We start from the raw sequence: 22,347 nt of genomic DNA on the forward strand, positions 1-22,347 counted from the left end.
TATTGAAACTAGCTCCCAATAAGTTAACCTACTATCAACGAGGTAAGAGGGCTATGCAGCTTGTCACGGCTACGTTTTAGATGTCTTTGTCACCCCCTCAGCATCGCACCATCAGATGATTTATAGGGCTTACCGTCTGCATTAGGAAACTCGAAATCTATAAACCAATGCTTAAAGAGAGTCTGCGCGATTTGCTCTAAAGTCTCATTTTGCCGCCTCAAGTTTTCAATCTTCGCATCAAGACAAGATAAAACATCAGCAATTCGTTTTTGTTCAGGAGATGAAGGTAACAGAAAAACATAGTCTCTAATTTTACTAGGAGAAGTATGCTTAACCGTAGAACCAGAACATGAACCAACTATAGTTTTTTGATATTGTCTTGTTCTCAATAGCCAATGAATAAAATCAATATTTATATTTTCAGAAATAGGAATCACTAATCCTAATCTTTGATTATGTAAGAAAATTTTATTGCTTTTTGGAATTTTTGCCGAATAGCCTAATGTGTCTCCCATCTTACTTAAATCAGTCATGGTGATAATTACATCACCTTCTTTTAAGATGTATTCTTGCGGGAAATCTCCATCATAATATTTGAATTTATCATCCTTGAAACCTCCTCCTATATGGAAATTGACAGGAGTTAGCAATATATTTTTTGTAGGTGTTTCTGTAAAAAATTCTCCTTTAAAAGCCCAGCCATGTTTTACATCAATTAAATCTCCTAATCTTGTTTTTTTCCACTCACTCATAACTCACCTTTACTAACTCCTTAAAAACCAAAACAAAAAACTTATACCGTAATCCCTTCTTGAGCAATTTTAGCCATCAAAGGACTAGCCCCCACAGCCCCAGTTTTTAGCTGCTGTTCCGTCACAATAAAAGTCGAAATCACGCGATCGTACTCAAAACCCACATCCCAAGCCACATCGATAATTTTTTTCCTGAGCGATCGATCCATCACATCAACCTTAATAAACACATCTAAATCCGACTCAATCGAAGCATCACCTCGCGCCCTTGAGCCAAAAACTTTCATCTCCAAAACCGCAACGACCTTTTGCAAACGCTGGTAAAAAGCTAAAACAACTTGGCGATCGATTTCTAACATCATGACAATTCAACCTCTCTCATAGCAAAATGCAATCCCGCAAAACGCGATCGCGAATCCTCTCTTTTAGTCCTGTCTCCGTTACCACATCCACCTTACGCCCCAACAAATCCTCTAAATCATGAATTAACCCTACAGGAAACCAAGACGAAATTTTATTGATATCGTAATTAATCAAAAAATCAACATCACTATTTTCTGTTTCCTCACTCCTAGCCACAGAGCCAAACACCCGCACATTAAACGCCCCATGTTTTAAGGCAATTTCTAAAATCTCGTCTCGCCTTTCCTGTAACACCTGCTTGAGTTTTTTCTCATGATTAACCGCAATACTCATAACTCAACCTCCTTGTTCATTCAAAACTTGACCACAAATACTCGCGATCGCCCTTTGTAGATCTGGCAAAAAGTTTTCGATAATGCCCCACACCACATCTAGATCGATATCTAAATAGTCATGTGCCAAAACATTTCTAAAATTGCCAATCTGCACCCACTCAATCTCAGGATGCCAAGATTTCCACTCCGCAGGAAGTTTTTTAATAGATTCACCCATAATCTCCAAATTTCTAATTACAGCATCTTGGATAAGTCCATTTTCCATAAATGCAAAGCTGCCATCCTGTGTATAGTCTTGAATCTTGACTAGACAATCGCGGACATGAACTAAATACAACCTGTCATCTTTCATAAAGCGATCGCCTCCGCTAACACCCGATCCTTAATGAAATAATGCAGACACTTAGCAGACACCACATCCACCTTTTTACCTAGCAAATCCTCCAAATCTCCAATTAACCCCGCAGGAAACCAAGGCGAAATTTTCTTGATGTCGTAATCAATCAAAAAATCAACATCACTATTTTCTGTCTCCTCACCCCTAGCCACAGAGCCAAACACCCGCACATTAAACGCCCCATGTTTTGCAGCAATTTCTAAAATCTCCTCGCGCCTTTCCAGTAACAACTGCTTGAGTTTTTTCTCCTGATTAATAGCAATACTCATATCAATAAACCTCATCATGACTACCAATATCAGTTAACACAATTAGATCGTTGCCTGTTTCTTCGTCCTTCTTAAAAGCAAAAATAACTCGGCAATCGTAAGCAACCGAACAAGACCATAAACCCTCAAGCTTTCCTGTTAATTTATGAGACTTTAAAGACGGATGAAAAGGATCGTTACCTAACAACTCTAAAACCGCTAATATCCTGTCCTGCAACTGGGGATTTCTCTTAACTAATCGCTTAAAAGCTCTTTTAAAACTCGCATCCGTTGTTAAAATCATTCCTCGTCATCCTCAGCCAACAAATACGATCTCAAATCCTCAAAAGTCCCTTTCATCGCTGTTCCCATCTCCACAGCCTTAAAAACTTCTTGAGCATTAGCCGCAATTTCAGCCCGACGATTCTCAATTCTCCGCTTACGAATTAACTCAAATAAGCGATCCTGATCATCGACCGTCAAAGTCTCGATGGATTCAATCATTTCTTGAAAAGTAATCATAAAACCTCCTTAAATTATTTGGCGATCGCTAACAACAAACCCAACCTTAGCTAACTGCTTTTTAATCTCCTCATCTAAAAGCTGACCCTCGCGCATTTGCTCACCTAAAGCCATTGTAAGCGCACTCATTCTGTCCTCAAAACTTACATCATCCTCCACCTCATCAGGAATCCCCACATAACGCCCCGGAGTCAACACAAAATTATGCTTCTCAATATCTGCCAAACTCGCAGACTTACAAAAACCCTTAATATCACGGTAACTACCGCCCGACTTCTTCCACTCATGATAAGTATCCGCAATCCGCTTAATCTCATCCTCCGTAAACGCCCGACTACTCCGATTGACCATATAGCCAAGCTCAGAGGCATCAATAAATAACACCTCACCCTTGCGATCACGGTTCTTATTCCCATTCTTGTACCGACTCAAAAACCACAAACAAGCAGGAATCCCCGTATTGTAAAAAAGCTGCGTTGGCAACATCACAATACAATCCACCAAATCTTGCACCACTAAAGCCTTGCGAATATCCCCCTCACCACTCGTATTCGACGACAGCGAACCATTAGACAACACAAACCCCGCCGAACCCGTAGGCGACAAGTGATATAGGAAATGTTGCACCCATGCAAAATTAGCGCTGCCCTGTGGCGGCTTGCCATATTGCCAACGTCCATCATTCTGTAATAGATCACCGCCCCAATCACTGTCATTAAAAGGAGGATTGGCAATCACAAAATCTGCCTTCAGGTCTTTATGGGCATCATTCAAAAATGACCCTTCAGGATTCCACTTAATATTTGAGCCATCAATCCCCCGCAAAGCCAAATTCATCCGACAAAGTTTATAAGTCGTCTCGTTGCTCTCCTGACCATAGATCGACAGATTATCCAACCGCCCCTGATGATTTTGGACAAACTTCTCACTCTGGACAAACATCCCACCCGAACCACAGCAAGGGTCAAACACCCGCCCATTGTAAGGCTCTAAAATCTCTACCAATAACCGCACAATACTTTCAGGCGTATAGAACTGTCCCCCCTTCTTACCTTCGGCAAGCGCAAACTGTCCCAAAAAGTACTCATAGACCCGCCCCAAAACATCCTGTGCCTGTGCCTCTGCATCCCCTAACGTAATCGAACCAATTAAATCGATTAACCCACCCAAAGATTTTTGGTCTAACTTTTGCTGACCATAAACTTTTGGCAAAATCCCCTTGAGTCGCTTGGCATTTTCCCGCTCGATCGCCTCCATCGCCAAATCGACAGTTTTCCCAATATCAGGCTGTTTCGCCTGTCCTTGCAGATAAGACCACCGCGCCTCCACAGGCACAAAAAACACATTCTCCGCCGAATACTCATCCCGATCCTCTGGCTCGGCTCCTGCATAGTCCCCTTCACCCGCGATCAGCTTTTGGTGCAATACCTCAAAGGCATCGGAAATATATTTTAGGAATATTAATCCTAAAACAATGTGCTTATATTCCGCAGCATCAATATTTTTTCGCAGCTTATCCGCAGTTTTCCATAGTTTTTGCTCAAAGGACTCTGAATTATTTTGCTTGGCTGTTAATTCCGCCATCTTATCCTTAATTTTTAAACTATCTAATCTCTTATATCACCTGATATGCGATCGCCCCAAAAATAAGCCCTACAGAACCTAAATTTAGAAATACTGATGCAAATCCTTCCTCCGATCGCCTAAATCATTTTCGCAACTACTATCACCACAGTTAGATTCCTGCTTGAAAAATCTGATTTACAGTGAAATTTAGCTCAGAAAAAACTTGTGAGATTAGGCGATCGCTATTCTGAAATTTCCTAATTTGATATTCTCCATCCACCAAATTACAAACTAATATGGTCGGCTGTTTGGGATTACCAATGAAATTACGCCCACCTAAAGCCGCATAATCGATAATCCAATATTCAGCTATTCCCATTTCTTCATAATCAGCAAATTTCAGATAATAATCATCTCGCCAGTTAGTAGACACAATTTCAATGGCTAAAGGTATAGATGCCCCTTGACTCAGAATCGATTCTTTCTTCCAGCGTGGTTCGTTAGGTAGATTGGCGCGATTCATCACTAATATATCTGGAAAATATCCAGAATCTTTGCCTTCAGGTCTAACGATGACTTGGTTAGGGATAAGATATGGTAAGTCCAAGCGATCGATTAATCCACTAAGCTTGACGGTCAAGAATCCCTTAGATTCTTCGTGATCACCAACTGGTTGAGCCATTTCAATAATATTTCCGTTATGTAGTTCGTAACGCACTCCAGAATTTTCGGGAAGAAATTCCACAAATTCATCAAAGGTCGTAACTTTCGGTAAGGTTTGGATCATCATGGCTGGGCTGCCTTGCTTACGACAAGAATATGATTTCTATGTTAACTCTAATCTTTACGGGAAGGGCATTCTTTTGTGTAAGGCGATCGGCTCACGTTCTGTCATTTTTCACCTTGATGGCAGTCAAGAGGCATTGGTTAAAATTGCAAATTCTGCGATCGCCAATGAAGCTCTATAATAGAGCTTGAAAAGTTTTAATTTTCATTCTATAGTCGGCAAAATTATGCATAGGATTAATATTCATGGGTATTTCATACATTCTTGATATTGTAATTGGTCTATTTTTTATCTATCTAATCCTAAGTTTACTAGCTTCGGAAATACAAGAGCTAATTACGACCATCTTTCAATGGCGAGCAGTTCATCTAAAGCAATCAATCCAAGGACTACTATCAGGTAATAATGAAATTAAGGAATTAGCTAATGCTAAAAAATTAGCGAACGCTATTTATAGTAATCCTTTGATTGAAGATTTGAATCAAGGAGCTAAGGGTCTTTTGGCAAAGATCCCAAGGCTTATAGGAGATTTGATCGGGCAAAATATTGAAGGTGTGTTCGGTAAAGGTAAAACTAGTGGACCTTCTGCAATTAACAAACAGATATTTGCTTCTGGTTTTTTAGATACATTGCAAATCCCACTAATTACTAAATATTGGGCAAAACTGAGATTAGAGTCATTCATAAATAATAAAATAAACAACCAAAAATCAGAATTAAATGACAAACGAATAAAACTTAAAAAGCGCGAAAGTCAATTAAAAGATATTGTTAATAATCCATTAAATGAATTAGATAATAATGAAATAAGTAAATCACATCAAGACCTTGCCGAGGTGGAATTTCAAAAAAATCAACTTCAAGATAAAGAAAACAAATTAAGCGAAATTATTGAGTTGAATAATAAGATTTTATCTGAATATGATAATGATAAATTAAGTTTTTCTGATGCCCTAAATAATATTGCTATAGGAGCATCTAGGATTGATAATGAACTATTTGAATTTATTTTTGATGATACTCTTAAAGATGATACAAAAACTTGTGGTTTATCTGATTATCGAAGAAAATCTTTGTTAAGAGAGCTTGCACCAAATCCTCTAGAAATAATAGAAATTATTTTATATTGCAAAGATATTGAAGTATATAAAATTTATAGTAAAATTTATTCAGCTATAGAATTGGAAAAGGAAGAAGTAACTTATGAAAAAATAATAAAAGTCATCAACTCATCCGATTTTAAATCTAAGTACTTAAGTGAGTATAGTAATAAAGATCCTCATCTACTCACTAATATATCTAGATCTATACTAATCTATGTGACAGTAATTTCTAATGAGGAGATGAGAGAATTAATTAACTACGTTCCTGACCTTCCTGAACATTTAAAGCTTAGTCTTCACAGGCTTGTAAAAAAATCACAGTTCAAAGCACAAGAGCTAGAAGTGCAATTGAGCCAGTTTCAGTTAGAAGTTGAAAACTGGTACGACAACTCCATGCTCAGAGCTAAAGGTGTATATAAACGCAATGCCAGACTAGTTGCTATCATAATTGGATTTGTGATTGCGATCGCGGCAAATGCAGATACATTCCATATTGTTGATCGTCTTTCTAAAGATCAAGTCCTAAGGGAATCTGTAAGTAGTTATGCTGAAGAAGTTAGAGATAAAGCAAAAAGTGATTTTGAGAAAACAGGAAAAGTCAGTTCAACGATTAAGCAAGATATTGATAAAAAGATAAAAGAAGAAATAAGTTTGCCTCTTGGATGGAATAAGCAAAATTCAACTGAAGAAAGATTTTCAAGACATCATGTTTTCTCTCTTTTTGATGAAGATGATGGCAAGAAGGATGGCAAGAAAATAGAAACAAAATATTTGTTTCTATTTCCAAAATCAATTCTTACTGTATGCGGCTGGCTTGTCAGTGCGATCGCTATTTCCATGGGTTCTAGTTTTTGGTTCGATTTACTTGGTAAGTTTATTGATATTAAAAATGTTGGCAAAAAGACTCCTGAGTCATCAGATGCCAATAGTTCTAAAATCCAATAATTATCGACCAAATTTTTTAAGGATTATCTCATCGCTAATGGTGCTGAAAAATCAAGCAAGTTTAGCGATCACTACTAAATCTTGATTTATGAAAAAGGCGATCGCAATTTATCATAAAAACTTTCTAAAATTAAATTATACCAACTTGAAAAATTTTATTTGCGGTGAGGTTTAGTTCAGGCAAAGTTAGTGAGATTAGCTGATCGCCTGTTTACTCCATTTTGAAGCGATCGCCCATAATACTAAAATATTCATATTGTCCATTCTTGTTGGCTCTCGAAAGAAAAGCCGCCGCCGAAACGGGTGCAGGTGATTAGCTTTTTTGAGCAACTTATCACCCAACAATAGATAACTTTAGATTATCTAAATCTGAATAAAAAAGGTTGCACCCTGATTGGGCTGGCTTTCAGCCCACACCTTGCCATGATGTCGCTGGACAATGCGATGTACGATCGCTAAGCCAATGCCTGTACCTTCAAAATCCCTGTCACTGTGCAGTCTCTGAAAAGCTCCAAATAATTTATCGGCATATTCCATTTGAAAGCCCACGCCATTGTCTTTGATCATAATCGTGCGATCGGGCAGACTGCTAATAGAAATACAGGGCTGGGGATGATTGCGACTAAATTTGATGGCATTGCTAATTAAGTTACGGAATACCTGTTCTAGCAAGGTCGGATCGCCAACAATATCTGGCAGTTCACTAACTTCAAACTGCACATTGGCAAGACAGTCTAAATCGCCACAAATAACCTCGATCGCCTCGTCAACCAAATTTCTTAACTTTAGCTGTTTAAGCTCAAGAGGTCTTCTGCCATAACGCGAAAGGCTAAGTAATCCGTCAATTAGCTGTCCCATCTTCTGGCTACTGTTATCAATCACTTCCAAATAATGAATTATTTTAGGATCATCTATGGCATTCTGTTGATTAATCTGTTGTTTAAGGGCATTCACAAACCCATGAATGTGACGTAATGGCGCTCTCAAATCGTGGGAAACAGAATAGCAAAAAGATTCTAATTCCTGATTAGTACTTTCTAGTTCTTGAGAAGTCTTCAAGATTTGTGATTCAAAATCTTTGCGATCGCTAATATCAGATACACGCACGAGATTAATGGAATTGCCTGCAATCTGAATTACTCTAACTGCCAGATTGCCCCAAAATTGTTTACCTTTAAGCGTCACATATTCAACTTCACGACTCCAAAATCCATGCTTATTGATATCGAGCGCAATCTCTTGCATTTCTTCAGGTGAAAACTGATAGCGCTGAAGTATATGACCTTCAATGCCAATTAGTTGTGACTTTTCCGAAGCTTCAAATAGAGCTACAGCAGGTAGATTACAGTCTGTGGTTAATAAAGTCTGTGGGTCAACTAAAAATAGAGCATCTGTCGATTCATTAAAAATACTTTCCCGTAAATCGCGACTGCGAATCAATTCTAGTTCTGCAAGCTTGCGATCGCTAATATCCAAAAGAGTGCCAACAATTTGCACGGGTTGCCCTGTGGCATCACCAATAATTTCTGCCTTCATTGACACATAGATCAAAGTGCCATCTGCACGACAAATGCGATAATCAACATCATAGGGCTGACAGTTCTGCACAGCATTCTGCACAGTCCGATCAAAATATTCAAAGTCCTCTGGATGGATATAATTTTTTAGCTCTAGATAGCGTAGCTCTGGCATCGCAGGGTCGCGCCCAAAAATGCGAAAGACCTCTTCCGACCAAGTTGCTTTGTCTTGCTGAATGTCATATTCCCAACTACCCAGTTTTCCTATTCGCTGGGCAGCTTTAAGGTGAGCATCACTTTTGACTAGCCTTTCTTGAGCTAGTTTACGATCCGTTTGTGGTTGCTTGTCTGTTTCTGCACATATTTCCTTACATAATGTCGCGATCGCATCGAGGCGAATTGCAGAACCAGACGCATCTTTAAAAGTCTTTAGTTTGGCGGAATAGTGGCGAATGCCCCCATCGGTGGCAATGCGATAATTGATCAAGCAGGAATCATTGAGTTGCGCTGTATGAATTGCTGTTTGCATTTTGTGCCGATCTGCCGCGACAACATTTTTTAACCAATACCAAGGATCTTTTGGCGCTTGGCAGCGATCGCCATATGCCTGCTCTGCTGCCCGATTGAAATAAGTGGGTCGCAAATCTGGTAAAGCTAATGACCAAATTAAATCATCGAGATTGTCCATAATCTCGGCGATCGCCTCAGGCAAGCGATCGGGCTGACTTCCTAATGCTTGATGCTTACTCATTGGTTAATTAACCTATTAGTAATTCATGCTTAATTAAGAATTATTTTACAACAATTATGGGTTGAATTAACCATAAAAAAACACGAGAGGCTCTAGCAAAACTGGGGCTGCTCGTGTTTTTTGATTTTGTCAGTCGCATTAAAACTTGCGAAGGTCAATACCTGCTTCCTTTGCAAATGCGCCCAAACCTTTTTTCTTCAAGGTTTTGATTGCCTTGGTCGAAATTTGCAACTTGACGAAACGCTTACCTTCTTCCCACCAAATTTTCTTATCTTGCAAATTTACTTGCTGTAAGTGCTTGTGGCGCTTGTGTGAGAAAGAAATCGATACGGCATTATTGGCTTTTTTGCCTGTTAGTTGGCATATACGGCTCATGACACTAGTCTCCTATTTTTCAGTGCAGTCAAATATAATACATCGTTTAGCGATGATTAGGCAATGTTTTGACTCCTGTTCGCTCTGTCTTACGTTCATAAATCAAACAGGATTGATGATCGCTTGCCATGCAGCGACAGGATCGGCGGCGGCAGTAATTGGGCGACCAATGACTAAGTAATTTGCACCTGCGGCGATCGCCGCTTGCGGGGTCATCACACGGCGCTGATCCCCCACATCTGACCCTGTGGGACGCACCCCTGGGGTGACAAAACAGAAATTATTACCAATTTCTTCCCCAAATTCCAATCGCAGACGCGATCGCAGATCTTTGACCTCATGGGGCGAGCAAACTGCACCAGTCAGCCCACTTGCCTGAGCCATAGATATCATTTGCCATACATATTCAGGCACATCAAGGGCAACTTGTAGATCATTATTTAACTCTGAGGCGGAGATACTGGTGAGCAGCGAGATGGCTAAAAGCTGGGTCGCAGAACCTGCGATTTCAGTTTGGGCAGCTTGCATCATTGCTCTGCCCCCTGCGGCATGAATTGTCAGGAAGTCCGCACCGTATTTTGTAGCAACGCGACAGGCGGAGCCAACGGTATTGGGAATATCATGGAGCTTCAGATCGAGAAAGATCTTTTTTTGCCGCGCCTTTAGCTCGCGCAACACAGCAGCGCCATCGGCAATAAACAGTTCTAGTCCCACTTTCCAAAAGGTGACATCAGGCAGGCGATCGCATAGTTCGAGGGCAGCGATCGCCGTGGGCATATCTAAAGCCACAATAATTTGTTTATCAATAGTCCTTGCAGGTTCTGAAGCTAACCGCGAATTAGCATTATCATTAAGGTTTATTTTCATTGCTTGATCGTAAATTTAAAGCATACTAGAGCCTAATCCTATTACAACAGCTTGGCGCTTGGAGGATCTATGAGAGCAGTATTAATGGCAGGTGGATCAGGCACTAGGTTAAGACCGCTTACCTGCGATATGCCAAAGCCGATGGTGTCTGTCCTCAATCGCCCCATTACCGAACATATTCTCAATCTGCTCAAGCGACATGGCATTCGCGAAGTAATTGCCACCCTTTATTATTTACCCGATGTGATCCGCGATCATTTTGGCGATGGTTCAGACTTTGGCGTAAATATGATGTATGTGGTGGAAGAGGATCAGCCCTTAGGCACAGCAGGCTGTGTGAAAAATGTGGAAAGCCTCCTCGATAGCACCTTTATGGTAATCAGTGGCGATAGCATCACTGACTTTGACCTCACGGCAGCGATCAAATTTCACCGTGCTAAAAAATCCCAAGCCACGCTGATTTTAAGAAGGGTAAGTGACCCCATGGCTTTTGGCGTGGTCATCACCGACGGGGAAGATCGGATTCAAAGATTTTTAGAAAAACCTTCTACAAGTGAAATATTTTCCGATACGGTGAATACGGGGATATATATTCTGGAACCAGAGGTGCTTAGTTTTTTACCAGTCAACTCTCCAAGCGACTTTTCCAATGATCTATTTCCTCTGCTCTTGGCAAAGGGAGTTCCCATGTATGGCTATATTGCCAGTGGCTATTGGTGTGATATTGGCTCCTTGGATGCCTATCGCCAAGCCCAGTATGACGGCATTCGCGGCAGAATTCATCTAGATTTAGACTATGTGCAGTTGCGGACAGGACTATGGATCGGTCAGCATACGGTAATTTCGCCAACGGTGCAGATCGAGCCGCCTGTGTTGATTGGCAGCAATTGTTCCATCGGCGATCGCACCAAGATTTCGGCGGGGACGATTATCGGCGATCGCGTCACCATTGGCAGTGATTGCGACCTTCAGCGACCGATTATTGGCAATAGTGTAATGATTGGCGAAGAATGTCATCTTTGGGCTTGCACAATTTCCCGCAACTCTCGCATCAGTCGCCGCGCCCATGTAATGGAAGGGGCAGTGGTTGGTTCTAGCTCTGTGATTGGGGAAGAGGCGCGAATTTTCCCCAATGTTAGGATTTGGCCTAGCAAGCACGTGGAATCGGGGGCAACCTTAAACACTAACTTGATTTGGGGGGCAATGGCGGCGCGGAATCTGTTTGGACAAAATGGCGTGTCGGGACTTGCCAATGTCGATATTACCCCCGAATTTGCCGTTAAGCTAGGAGCCGCCTATGGAGCTACCCTGCGCCCAGGTTCCCATGTGATGGTCTCCCGAGATCAACGCACGATCTGTCGAATGTTGACGCGATCGCTAATTTCAGGATTAATGTCCGTGGGCATAAATGTGGAAAACCTCGAAGCAACCGCCATTCCCATTTCCCGCTTTATTGCGCCTAGTCTTGGTGTTGTGGGCGGTATTCATGTGCGCGTACATCCCGATCGCAACGACTGTGTGATGATCGAGTTCCTTGATGCCAATGGCATTAACATCAATAAATCGACGGAAAAGAAAATCGAAGGTACTTTTTTTAAGGAAGATTTTCGCCGCGCCCGCATTGAAGAGATCGGTGAAATTAGCTATCCCACCCGCGTTCTCGACTATTACAATAGCGGCTTTGCCAAAAATATTGATGTGGAAGCGATTCGTTATAGTGATTGCAAAAAAATTGTCATTGATTATGTTTACGCCGTATCAGGGGCAGTTTTACCAAGGATTTTAGGGAAGTTTAGTACTGATGTGGTGGTACTCAATGCCAGTCTCAATGAGGTTGCCCCTGCACCTGTCGATCGCGAAAAAATGCTCGATCAGTTAACCGATGTGGTGAAGGCAGTCAGGGCGAATTTTGGCGTACAGGTCTATGCCAATGGCGAGAAATTCATTTTAGTGGATCAAGTAGGCAAACCAATTCGCGATGAAATTTTGACAGGCTTAATGGTGGAAATGGCGCTGACATCTCAGGAGGGCGGCACGGTTGTTGCGCCAGTGTCAGCTTCGGGAATGGTGGAATTAATCGCCGAAAAGCATGGAGGCAAGGTGGTTCGCACAAGGGCTAACCCCACCGCCTTGATGGCTGCCTGTCACAATAATTCGGGCGTGGTGATTGGTGGTTCGGCGGAAATGGGATTTATCTTTCCCCAACTGCATCCTGGGTTTGATGCCATGTTTAGTATTGCCAAAATTATGGAATGGATTACGCTTCAGGGGCGATCGCTATCGCAGGTGAGAACCCATCTGCCCCGTTGCCATTTCCGCAAGCAAACAGTGCGCTGTCCTTGGAGCATTAAAGGAACCTTGATGCGTCATCTCGTAGAATCCTATGGACGCGAAACAGTGGAACTAATTGACGGGGTGAAGGTTTTTTATAGCGATCGCGATTGGGTGTTAGTAATGCCCGATGCTAGTGAGCCGAATGTCCATGTGTTTGCCAATGGTTTTGACACGCCTCTCAGCAACGGACAAGCATGGGCGGAGCAGCATCTTCAAGATTTTTGCAGTCACATTGAAGGTTTCTGTAAGATTCAAATTGCTCTATCCAAAGATTCTGTTCTATTGGATAACTAGACATCTCGCCATAGTTGCAGCGCTTTGCGCTCAAACCCAAATAAAGAAATGGCGTAGCCATTTCTTTATTTGAAAACCCATACTGGGTTTGGTTTTCAATTCACAAAAGTGTAGCCACACTTTTGTGAATCGGTATTACACCAACTGGGCAAGGGTTTGTAATAATTCGTTTTCTTTGAATGGCTTAGCAAAATATGCAGAAGCACCTAACCGCATTGCAAGATCACGATGTTTTGTGCCGCTACGGGATGTCAGCATGATTGTGGGAATTTTTTGACAATGCTCGTCACTACGCGACTGAACTAGGAAACCAAAACCATCTAAACGCGGCATCTCAATGTCGCAAATGACCGCCTTAACCGATGCGGCGGTTGGCGATTGTGAAAGTTTGCGGAGCCGTTCGATCGCTTCGTGACCATCCTTAGCCTGCTCAACCCGATATCCAGCTTTTTCTAGGGTCATCGCCAAGAATCGCCGCACATTGATTGAGTCATCAACTACTAAGATCGTCGATCGCCGATCGCTCTTGTTTGGCAATAGAGAAAGAGTATTGGGACGTTCTGGTTTGATATCAGCGATCGCCCAATCTAGCAGGTTGTCAATATCGATAATGGGTACGAGTTTACCACCGCCCAAAATCGCACAACTGCCAAAGCCAACGGGCATAGCGATCGGACTTTGTACGCCGCGAATTGTCACCTCCTGTTCGCCCCAATAGCAATCTACCTGCAAGCCAAAGGGAATATTATTACGAGCAACAATTAAGATTAATGGCTCATCGATGATCGGGAGGTTTTCGGTTTCCGTTTGCATTTGGGGACGGCTAAATTGTAAGCGATCGCCTAATTTGACGATCGGTACGGAATAACCTTCCCAATCGATTACATCTTGACCTGCGGCGGTATAGACCGAAGTATTGCGTACTAATAGAATCTCCTCAACGGTACTAGTCAATAGCGCCATTTGCAAACTATTACTTTCAAACAACAGAATGCGGGCGATGGACAGGGATACAGGCACGGTCAGAATAAAACTAGAACCTTTACCCATTTCCGTCTCAATGCGAATGCTGCCACCGATCATATCGAGGTTAGAGCGCACCACATCCATACCCACACCCCGCCCCGACAGTGCCGTAACCTGTTCTGCCGTACTAAAACCCGCCTCAAAAATTAATTCTAAAAGCTCTGCTTGTGTAGAATTAGCGAGATCAGCTTCACTAATGCCCATTTGCAAGGCGCGATCGCGTAGTTTATCCAGATTAATACCGCGCCCATCATCACTAACAGTAATTACAGTCTGGTTGCCGCGATAGCCTGCGGCTATTTCAATACGCCCCTTGGGAGATTTACCTGCGGCAAGCCTTTCTGTTGGTGTTTCCAAGCCATGATCGAAGGCATTACGAATTAGATGCAATAAAGGATCTTCTAATTTCTCCAAAACCGATCGCTCCACGAGGGTAGAGCTGCCACGCACCGATAGCTCCACCTGCTTGCCATGGGTCAAGGACAAGTCGCGCAACAAACGGGGAAAACGATCTAAAACTTCACTGAGCATCCGCATCCGCGTCTGTTCGATCGCCGTTTGCATTTGCCGAGAAGTGCGCCCCAGTTCCCGTTCCGTTGCCTCCGTATCGGTCAATGCTGTTCCCAAATCACTATAAACCTCTTGCAACTGCACCACACTATCCATAATTTCCCGTGACAGCACATGGAGTTCGCTATAGCGATCCATCTCTAAAAGGTCAAAGCGGTTGGCATAGGGCAGAAAGGTTTCTGGAGTTTGATTAATTTGATTAATTTGATTAATTGGATTAAATATAGGCGTATTGCTGATAATTGGACTGGAAGTAATGGACTCAGAAGATGTTAATACCCGATCGTAAACCTCCCGCAGTTGAGCGTTAGACTGCTCAAGATGTTGTATTCTCGTACTCAATAACTGGACTAAATCGCGCATCCTTTGTAGATGGATGCGTAGACCACTGCGTTCGGCGTTCATCTCCCCAAACCGATCGCTCAGGATTTCTAATTGACGTAATGGCACACGAGCGGTGGGATTGATGAGAGAATTTGCTTCATCTTTAGCACTAGCATTGGCAACAGCATTAGCAACAGGAGTTGGATTGCCAACAGTAAGATCTTCTTCCATTACGGCTAAATCTAGACTGCCTTGAGGCAAACTATGATCAGCCAAGGTGGGAGCAGTTATGTCAAAATGCTCAGGCAATGCCTGAAACTGACTGACTAGCACTAAAGCCTGCGATCGCCGCCATATTTCTAAAGCCGCAGTCGTAACCGCATGGAGATCGGCATCATCGGATGCCAATGCTTGGCTAATCTCTTGACAAAGATTGGTAAAGGCTGGCAACTCCAACATCTCGCCCAAACAGCCAAACTCCTGACTGGTGATCTCAAACTCCTCACGCAAAACTTGGGAATATGGATCAGCCAAGACATCGGTTAAGCGATTGAGACAGGCATCCACCTCAGTGGAAAACATGAGAACCCGCATATCCTGCCCCGCCTCTTCTGATAGCAGGCTAGCTTCATGGTGCGCTGACAGCTCGCCGAGGATATCGCGCAACTGTCGAAAAGGTTTGCTAACTTCCTGCGCGATCCATGCTGGATCAGGGGACTGGCGCTGTTTGTATATACTAGCCACCTTACCGATGCCATCGAGAGATTCCAGAAATAACGCCTCCATTTCTGAGGTCAGGATTACTTGACTGTCTGCTTGCAAAATTTTAAAAAAATCTTCCAACTGGTGAGAGAATTCGCTCAGGGCATCAAATCCCATCATCGCTGATCCACCCTTCATCGAGTGAGCCGCCCGTAAGATCTTGTTTGCTGATGCGCGTTGTAAACCGCGATCGCTTAAACCCAATACTTCCGTTTCAATGTCCGCTAAAAAATCCCGCATTTCATCGAGAAATAATAACCGAACTTCCCACTCGCGATCGCTTAATGTGCTGATTGGCATGGACTTAAGCGGCCTCCACCTTAAATGTCTCCACCGAAGCCTGCAATTTACTGGCAACATTGGCGGTCTCTTGGAGCGCTGTCGCCACTTCGCGGGAGGTTAGCGAAGACTTTTGCGACTGACTGGAGAGACTTTCCATAACCTGTTTTACCGATTGCGAAGTTTGCACCTGCGAAACTGTAGCCTGAGAAATGCCCTGAAATAGTTCATTTACCTTCCGTGCCACCTCCACAATTTGATTTAAACTCCTACGAGCATCTTCCACCTTGTTTGTACCTTCCACCACCTGCAAAGTACTAGCTTCCATGGATTCCACCACCTCACTGGTTTCCTGTTGAATACTTTCCACAATGCGGGCAATTTCCTTGGTTGCCGTCGCCGACTGTGCCGCCAATGCACCAACTTCCTGGGCAACCACCGCAAAGCCACGTCCCTCTTCACCTGCACGCGCCGCCTCAATACTGGCATTTACCGCCAACATATTTGTCTTGAGCGCAATCTGGTCAATTAAAACCACAACCTTAGAAATTTGTTGCGAAGCCTCACCAAGCCGTTTTACCTTCTTAGCAGTTTCCGACACAGTTTGCCGTAACTGCAAAATACTAGAAGCTGATTGCTCGATCGCTTGACTACCTGTTTCCGCCGTCACCGCCGCTTGGTTAGAAGCATCCGCCGCCTGTTTTGCATTCACCGATACCTGCTGGATCGAGTCGGTCATCGCTTGCACCGACTGCAATGCTTCGTCAAGCTGTTGCGCCTGCAAAGTGGCTTCATCCGCCAGACTGCGAATTGATTCATTGTTAGTATTTACCGATGAGCTTACTTGCAAAGTCGCCTGTTTTACCTGCGTGACAACCTCCCGCAAACTTTCTACGATCGCATTAAAGAAGTCAGCAACAATGCCAATTTCACCCGCCGAGATTTGAGCGCGAACGGTCAAATCCCCTGATACTGCACCTTCAACATCCGACAATAATGTAATTAACTCCTTTTGCAAGGCTACACTGCGTTGACGCTCCTGCTCTGCCACATAAATCTGTTGCTCCACAGTGGCTAAACCACCAAGCGCTCGCCCAATTTCCTCGGCATAGCTTTGCATTAGCTTGATCTCTGGTTCCTGCCATTGGCGATTTTCAAAGCAGGCATGGGCAATTAACAGACTATCTAACTCACCAGCCCGTAACACTGGCACAACCAGATTGGCTTTGATCTGGAGCTTTTTCATCAAGTCTAGGTGAGCAGGTGAGAATCCTGCATCGAATACATCCCTAGTTGCCACTAACCGACCCTGCTTATAAGCTTCAAGAATTTCTTGCGGAATGCAGGGATCGTTTAAGCCCGCGTTTTTGGCACTAGGTAAATTTACTAGCCCCGACTCAGCAACTATAATCCCTTGACTACTGATGGATGAACCTGAAACAAAGCGATACAGCACCAGTCGATCGCAGTTTAGTTCTTGGCGAATTTCGGACAAGAATCGGCTCAAAGGCTCGTCCAGTTCTGCAATATTTCGCGATCGCGATACTTGCGCCAAACTTTGCGATCGCCTTGCTTGGGTTTCTTGCAAAGCCAAGAAGGTCTGCAACTGTCCAGCCATTGCGTTAATGTTATCCCCCAATTGCGCCAACTCATCCTGCCCTGTAACCTCTAGGCGTGTATCAAGATTCCCCTTACCTAGCTCAAACACCGCCGCCGTTGCATCAATAACTGGCTTAGTTGCCCTCTGAGCGATCGCGATCGCCAACAGCCCTGCCAATATAGTGATGCCACCAGTGGCTAAGACGAAAATCAACAGCAATTGTTGCTGCGGTTTTAGTGCGATATCCGTATCAGCTGCAATCAAAGTACTCCATTTTAAATCTGGCAATCCTTCGATTTTGGGCAATGGAGAATAGCCAACAAACTGCTCAGTACTATCAACCAAGTCAATCGATCTAGCAGAAACACTCTCTCCTTTGTCAACCAGAGACCCTAAGCCTGGGAAATCCACCTTAAGTTCACGCCCTACCTGATCCTTTTCTAAAGCCACGAAAAACTTACCATCCGACTCAACTAAGTGATACTCTTCACCATCAGCACTAAAGTCTTTAATCAAATCTTCTAAAACCGAAGCTTGTATTCGAGTACGGATAACTGCGGTAGTTTTGCCAGTGGTAATATCCTTGACTGGTGCAGCCACAAAGATGCTGACCTTTTTAGTTACAACTGAAGGCTCAGGTTGACTGATGAAAGGTTTATTGGTGCTAAGTACCGTCTGAAAATAGGGACGCTTAGAAATATTCGTTGGTGGTGGCTCTGTGCTTGCATCTACAATTAAATTCCCATCAGGACGATATACCGCGATACTGTCATAAACCCCATAACTTTTTATGTAATTTTCTAAAATCTCTTTCTGCTCCGCCAAGTTCAAAGATGCTTGCACCTTCGGATTAGTCAAAGAAGGCAATTGCGAAAGCACAATAATGTCGGCATAACGTTCACGCATGAAGTATGCCACCCGATAAGCTGCCCCTTCAGCGCGTAAAGCCTTTGCTTTTTGAGTTGAGAGAGCAACGTTTTCACCTACATACACATAGGTGAATCCCCCTAAAACTAACAACGGAATTGTAATTGCTGCTACTGAAATAATTGCCGTCTTTGTCCGCAAGCCTAGCGCCTGCCACCAAGCTCTTATGGGATTATGCCCAGACTTTGGCGATGTAGGCACAAAAGGCAAGGATGCAGTAATGGGCTTTGCATGGATATCATTGCTATCAAGATTCCCCAAGTCGTTGCTAATAGGTTTTGTACCATTACCATTCATTACTTCAGGGCTGTCAAGGTGAGAGCGCGAGTCAAGAGCCATCTTAGTAAACTCCATTTTTTAATAAAAATAAAAAAAACAAAAAAGGCAAGAGGAGAATGAAACTTATATACTGAAACCATGACTAACGATCGCATCTGTGTTTAGTAAATACAGGCGCGGCATACCTTTGTCAGGGCGAATCAGCCAACCGCTCAAAAACTTCCTAGCTTCGTTGGGAATATTTGTCTCTGATAAATCCTGTGGGGACAAGATCCTATTTTCAGCAAACCTCATCACTTGCCCAATGCGATAGACAGCCAAACCAATAAATGACGCACCTATTTGTAAGATCGCAACATGGGTTTCGAGAGCGGTGGGATCAATAGCTGTAAATCCTAGCAACTGGGGCAAATCTAGTACCCAAAAAACATTACTGCGATGTTCAATTAAACCGATAAGACAAGGATGCGTATTGGGCATCTGGGTAAATCTCTCAGAAGAGACAATGATTGTCTCCTGAATAGAGTCTAACGGCACTGCCATGTCTAAATTCTGACCGAGTTGCAATGTTAAATAAGTCAAGCCCAAGCTTGTCCTTGGTTGGTCTTCCTGTAGCTCAATTAATAGTTTGCTCATCCTATATCCCAACCTTTAGCGATCGCAGAGCTTGAAGAATTTCATCTTTGGTAAATGGCTTAGTGATATAGACATCTATACCTTGCTTCATTCCCCAAAAACGATCTAATTCTTGATCCTTAGAAGTACAAGCAATTACAGGTACTTTGCTAGAAAGCCTTTTGATCGCCCGACAAAGCTCTAAACCACTCATCCCTGGCATAACTAAGTCAGTAATTATAACATCAGGTTTCAACCTTTCAAACTTTGCTAAACCGTCGGTGCCATCACTAGCAGTAATGATATTGTATTCTCCTTGTCTAATATACTCGCAAATTAGCGCGAGTTCAGAAGGGTTATCCTCCACAACCAAGACAGTGATCAAAGTCGTACCTCCTAAATATTTCTCACTAAACAACATTTCTCACTAAACAACTTCCCCTACTAGATCACAGAACGTACAGCGTGTAAAATATCCTCACGACTGAAAGGTTTACTGATATAAAAATCGATGCCTTGTTTCATGCCCCAAAGCTTATCTAGTGCTTGATTCTTAGAAGTGCAAGCAACAATTGGCACATCCTTAGTCTCAGCATTTTTCTTCAGATTGCGGCACAACTCCAGACCATTCATGTCTGACATAACCAGATCATTCATCACCACATCAGGTCTCTTGCCCTCAATTTTTTTGAGTTCCTCTTGACCATTGTTAGCCCTGATCACATTGTATTCACTGTCAACCAAGTAGCTAACAATTAAGTCCTTCTCGGTAACTGTATCTTCAACCACAATTATTGTTGTCATTATGTGCTGCCTTTTTTAAATTGTTACCAAAATAATTGTCAAAATTGCTGATAAAATCATATCAAATGACGCATCATCATTTTTAATAAATCTGATTGGACAAAAGGTTTAGTGAGATAGTCAGTTGCTCCTGCTAGTTTTGCCCTAGCTCGATCAATTAAGCCTTTATTCCCCGTAACCATTACAATCGGAATATCTTTGAGACTTGAAGATTTACGAATTAGAGAACATAATTGATAACCGTCAACGTTAGGCATTCCAATGTCTAACAAAATCAAATCAGGACGAATTGAAGTTATTTTCATCAAGGCTTTCATCGAATCTTGAATTAAAGTTACTTGAAAATCTTCACTACCTAAATAGCTCCTAATAATGCTGAGCATCGACTCACTATCATCAATGCACACCACTTTCCAAGTCTTGGGGGAACCGTGGGCTAAAACCTGAGATATAGAAGAAATGCCATCGTTTGCTGTCTCTTCAAATTCTTCCAAGGTTTCTGATAACTGGTTAATGTTATACTCCTCTTCATCAGGACTGAGGCGATATGTGGGGGGTAATAGATCAAAGGGGGGCAGAGGATCTCTTAGTAAAATTGAGCCATCTTTGATCATTGGGCTAAGTTGCTTGGCGAGCATGAGAGGATCTTTACCTAACAGCGCTCCTAACTGATAAAAATTAAACCCCCTAAGAATCCTGCCTAGTCTCTGAACTGTGTCCATAGACATCCGTCGCGCTGCTGAGGTTTGGCTGACAAGATATAAACATTGATGGGGGGAGCAGATGGTCGGCCCGAGGCTATACCAAGCTTGGAGCCGTTTTTCGACAACATCTAGGATTTGGCTGGTCGTTAGTTTGCAGTATATATTTCGTAGTAAATGGGGGTAATACTTCTCTATAAATTGGCCATCCTCTAGGCAAAGAAATGACTCAATTACCTCCTGTGCCATTCTGGCAACTAATTTGCTTGCAAGAGGCTTGGGCAAATAATTTTCATTGACTAGCCACAAAAGTGCCAAATATTCGGTGCATAAAATTTCGCTAGTAACTTTGTATTTGGCATTGTCGGGATTGGGGTCGTCAAAAATAAGCCGCAATTGCGATCGCAGCTTGTCATTTAGTGCTGGCACTTCACGACTGAGACCACGCAAATGTCGCTCTAAACGTTCAAAGCTGTCGAGGGAATGGGAGGCATAGGCTAATTTGCCATGATGAACATAAAAAGCCCAGCGAATACTGTTACGGATAACATAAACGCAGCCATCCTCTCTAAGCTCCAAACCCTTAAGGACACTTTTGGCGGTTTTTATTTGATCATCTACCATATCTAGAGTCGCAAATACCATAAATAATCACAATTGTCTGACATTCAATAAATCAGATTTGTCTCGAATTTCCCCCACCGATGTGTAGTTTTGAAATACCTCAATGCTGTCAATAATTACAGACACCACACTAAAAGAGGAGTTTGCCCCAATCGCCACCCAGAGCCTAGAGACTGTTTAAAGACCTTTTCACAGCTTTGTGTGGTATTGATTTGGGCTGTTTTACTAAAAACCTCTCTAGATTAAGACTCTTAGACAAATTCTCAATGAGAAACCCAGAGCTTATGAACTTTACATCGGCACAAAAAATTTTCCAAACCTCAATACATTGACATTCTCCGCACTGAAGTGACTGAGATTCCTGATTTAGCGAGATAACCTACCAGAAAGACTTACATCTAACTAGCAGAGGTCGAACTCGACCCAGGCGTAGAAATTTGGGTATGCCCTACCCTATTTAAACCAATAGCCAATATATTCAGAGCAGCATTGTGATCACGGTCTAAAACTCTACCGCAATGACTGCATTGATGAGTGCGCTCACTCAGTGATTTCTTGACCGTTAGGTTATATCAATATTCTAGTGCCTTAAAAGACTCAAACAAACCCTACACAACAATGCAAACCATTACATAGAAATATAGCAGCATTAGCTAAGCCCAAGTAGACTACAGCTTAAA

The 22,347-nt window shown here is 42.7% G+C and carries 23 protein-coding genes; 3 read left to right on the forward strand and 20 right to left on the reverse strand.

The features are described from left to right. Window positions 1–89: 89 nt before the first annotated feature. From H6F44_RS01385 to H6F44_RS01425, 9 genes are all read right to left on the reverse strand, one after another. On the reverse strand, window positions 90–752 hold the full coding sequence (locus tag H6F44_RS01385; protein WP_190349130.1) for a restriction endonuclease subunit S: 663 nt from the start codon (window positions 750–752) through the stop codon (window positions 90–92). 41 nt (window positions 753–793) lie between these two features. After that, entirely contained in the window at window positions 794–1,114 is a 321-nt protein-coding gene (locus H6F44_RS01390; protein WP_242016392.1) for a nucleotidyltransferase domain-containing protein, read from the reverse strand. Between the two features lie 16 nt (window positions 1,115–1,130). Next, on the reverse strand, window positions 1,131–1,448 hold the full coding sequence (locus H6F44_RS01395) for a nucleotidyltransferase family protein (RefSeq protein ID WP_190349131.1): 318 nt from the start codon (window positions 1,446–1,448) through the stop codon (window positions 1,131–1,133). Window positions 1,449–1,451: 3 nt separating this feature from the next. Beyond that, on the reverse strand, window positions 1,452–1,802 hold the full coding sequence (locus tag H6F44_RS01400) for a HepT-like ribonuclease domain-containing protein (RefSeq protein ID WP_190349132.1): 351 nt from the start codon (window positions 1,800–1,802) through the stop codon (window positions 1,452–1,454). Continuing rightward, complete coding sequence (locus H6F44_RS01405; protein WP_190349133.1) at window positions 1,799–2,116, reverse strand: nucleotidyltransferase family protein; 318 nt, start codon at window positions 2,114–2,116, stop codon at window positions 1,799–1,801. The genes H6F44_RS01400 and H6F44_RS01405 overlap by 4 nt, the downstream gene beginning before the upstream one ends. A gap of 1 nt (window position 2,117) precedes the next feature. After that, entirely contained in the window at window positions 2,118–2,399 is a 282-nt protein-coding gene (locus tag H6F44_RS01410; RefSeq protein WP_190349134.1) for a type II toxin-antitoxin system RelE/ParE family toxin, read from the reverse strand. Continuing rightward, on the reverse strand, window positions 2,396–2,617 hold the full coding sequence (locus H6F44_RS01415; protein ID WP_190349135.1) for a hypothetical protein: 222 nt from the start codon (window positions 2,615–2,617) through the stop codon (window positions 2,396–2,398). Before H6F44_RS01415 ends, H6F44_RS01410 begins: the two co-directional genes overlap by 4 nt. A 9-nt stretch (window positions 2,618–2,626) precedes the next feature. Further along, a complete protein-coding gene (locus H6F44_RS01420; RefSeq protein ID WP_190349136.1) occupies window positions 2,627–4,201 on the reverse strand; it encodes a class I SAM-dependent DNA methyltransferase in 1,575 nt (524 codons plus the stop codon). A gap of 151 nt (window positions 4,202–4,352) precedes the next feature. Continuing rightward, window positions 4,353–4,970 carry a Uma2 family endonuclease gene (locus tag H6F44_RS01425; protein ID WP_190349237.1) on the reverse strand — a complete coding sequence of 206 codons (618 nt, stop codon included), beginning with the start codon at window positions 4,968–4,970 and terminating at the stop codon, window positions 4,353–4,355. Between the two features lies 1 nt (window position 4,971). Between H6F44_RS01425 and H6F44_RS01430 the strand changes: the two genes are divergently transcribed. Both H6F44_RS01430 and H6F44_RS01435 read left to right on the forward strand, forming a co-directional pair. Next, window positions 4,972–5,151, forward strand: a complete 180-nt coding sequence (locus H6F44_RS01430; RefSeq protein WP_190349137.1) for a hypothetical protein — start codon at window positions 4,972–4,974, stop codon at window positions 5,149–5,151. 64 nt (window positions 5,152–5,215) lie between these two features. Next, window positions 5,216–7,018 (forward strand): hypothetical protein, encoded by a 1,803-nt coding sequence (locus H6F44_RS01435; protein ID WP_190349138.1) that lies wholly within the window; start codon window positions 5,216–5,218, stop codon window positions 7,016–7,018. Between the two features lie 195 nt (window positions 7,019–7,213). Here H6F44_RS01435 and H6F44_RS23465 read toward each other — a convergent pair whose 3' ends face one another. From H6F44_RS23465 to pyrF, 4 genes are all read right to left on the reverse strand, one after another. Then, window positions 7,214–7,348: a hypothetical protein gene (locus H6F44_RS23465; protein ID WP_277874094.1), complete on the reverse strand. Its 135-nt coding sequence runs from the start codon at window positions 7,346–7,348 to the stop codon at window positions 7,214–7,216. A 33-nt stretch (window positions 7,349–7,381) separates the two neighbouring features. Beyond that, window positions 7,382–9,286 carry a sensor histidine kinase gene (locus H6F44_RS01440; protein WP_190349139.1) on the reverse strand — a complete coding sequence of 635 codons (1,905 nt, stop codon included), beginning with the start codon at window positions 9,284–9,286 and terminating at the stop codon, window positions 7,382–7,384. A gap of 138 nt (window positions 9,287–9,424) precedes the next feature. Further along, window positions 9,425–9,661 (reverse strand): 50S ribosomal protein L28, encoded by a 237-nt coding sequence (gene rpmB / locus H6F44_RS01445; protein ID WP_190349140.1) that lies wholly within the window; start codon window positions 9,659–9,661, stop codon window positions 9,425–9,427. 102 nt (window positions 9,662–9,763) lie between these two features. After that, window positions 9,764–10,528, reverse strand: coding sequence for an orotidine-5'-phosphate decarboxylase (gene pyrF / locus H6F44_RS01450; RefSeq protein WP_190349141.1), 765 nt, complete (start codon window positions 10,526–10,528; stop codon window positions 9,764–9,766). 69 nt (window positions 10,529–10,597) lie between these two features. Here pyrF and H6F44_RS01455 point away from each other — a divergent pair, with 69 nt between their 5' ends. Further along, window positions 10,598–13,156, forward strand: a complete 2,559-nt coding sequence (locus H6F44_RS01455; protein ID WP_190349142.1) for a mannose-1-phosphate guanyltransferase — start codon at window positions 10,598–10,600, stop codon at window positions 13,154–13,156. 135 nt (window positions 13,157–13,291) lie between these two features. Here the strand turns inward: H6F44_RS01455 and H6F44_RS01460 are convergent, their stop codons facing one another. The 7 genes from H6F44_RS01460 to H6F44_RS01490 all read right to left on the reverse strand — a co-directional run bounded on the left by H6F44_RS01460 (window position 13,292) and on the right by H6F44_RS01490 (window position 22,215). Next, the gene (locus H6F44_RS01460) at window positions 13,292–16,138 is read right to left on the reverse strand and encodes a hybrid sensor histidine kinase/response regulator (protein ID WP_190349143.1); all 2,847 of its coding nucleotides are present in this window, start codon (window positions 16,136–16,138) and stop codon (window positions 13,292–13,294) included. Window positions 16,139–16,142: 4 nt separating this feature from the next. After that, window positions 16,143–18,983 carry a methyl-accepting chemotaxis protein gene (locus tag H6F44_RS01465; RefSeq protein WP_190349144.1) on the reverse strand — a complete coding sequence of 947 codons (2,841 nt, stop codon included), beginning with the start codon at window positions 18,981–18,983 and terminating at the stop codon, window positions 16,143–16,145. A 63-nt stretch (window positions 18,984–19,046) separates the two neighbouring features. Further along, entirely contained in the window at window positions 19,047–19,559 is a 513-nt protein-coding gene (locus H6F44_RS01470; protein ID WP_190349145.1) for a chemotaxis protein CheW, read from the reverse strand. Between the two features lies 1 nt (window position 19,560). After that, window positions 19,561–19,923, reverse strand: a complete 363-nt coding sequence (locus H6F44_RS01475) for a response regulator transcription factor (protein ID WP_190349146.1) — start codon at window positions 19,921–19,923, stop codon at window positions 19,561–19,563. A gap of 59 nt (window positions 19,924–19,982) precedes the next feature. Continuing rightward, window positions 19,983–20,342 (reverse strand): response regulator, encoded by a 360-nt coding sequence (locus H6F44_RS01480; protein WP_190349147.1) that lies wholly within the window; start codon window positions 20,340–20,342, stop codon window positions 19,983–19,985. Between the two features lie 56 nt (window positions 20,343–20,398). Beyond that, complete coding sequence (locus H6F44_RS01485) at window positions 20,399–21,688, reverse strand: response regulator (RefSeq protein WP_190349148.1); 1,290 nt, start codon at window positions 21,686–21,688, stop codon at window positions 20,399–20,401. 377 nt (window positions 21,689–22,065) lie between these two features. Further along, window positions 22,066–22,215, reverse strand: coding sequence for a transposase (locus tag H6F44_RS01490; RefSeq protein WP_242016400.1), 150 nt, complete (start codon window positions 22,213–22,215; stop codon window positions 22,066–22,068). Window positions 22,216–22,347 lie beyond the last annotated feature (132 nt).

Source organism: Pseudanabaena cinerea FACHB-1277, from assembly GCF_014696345.1.
Classification (GTDB): domain Bacteria; phylum Cyanobacteriota; class Cyanobacteriia; order Pseudanabaenales; family Pseudanabaenaceae; genus Pseudanabaena; species Pseudanabaena cinerea.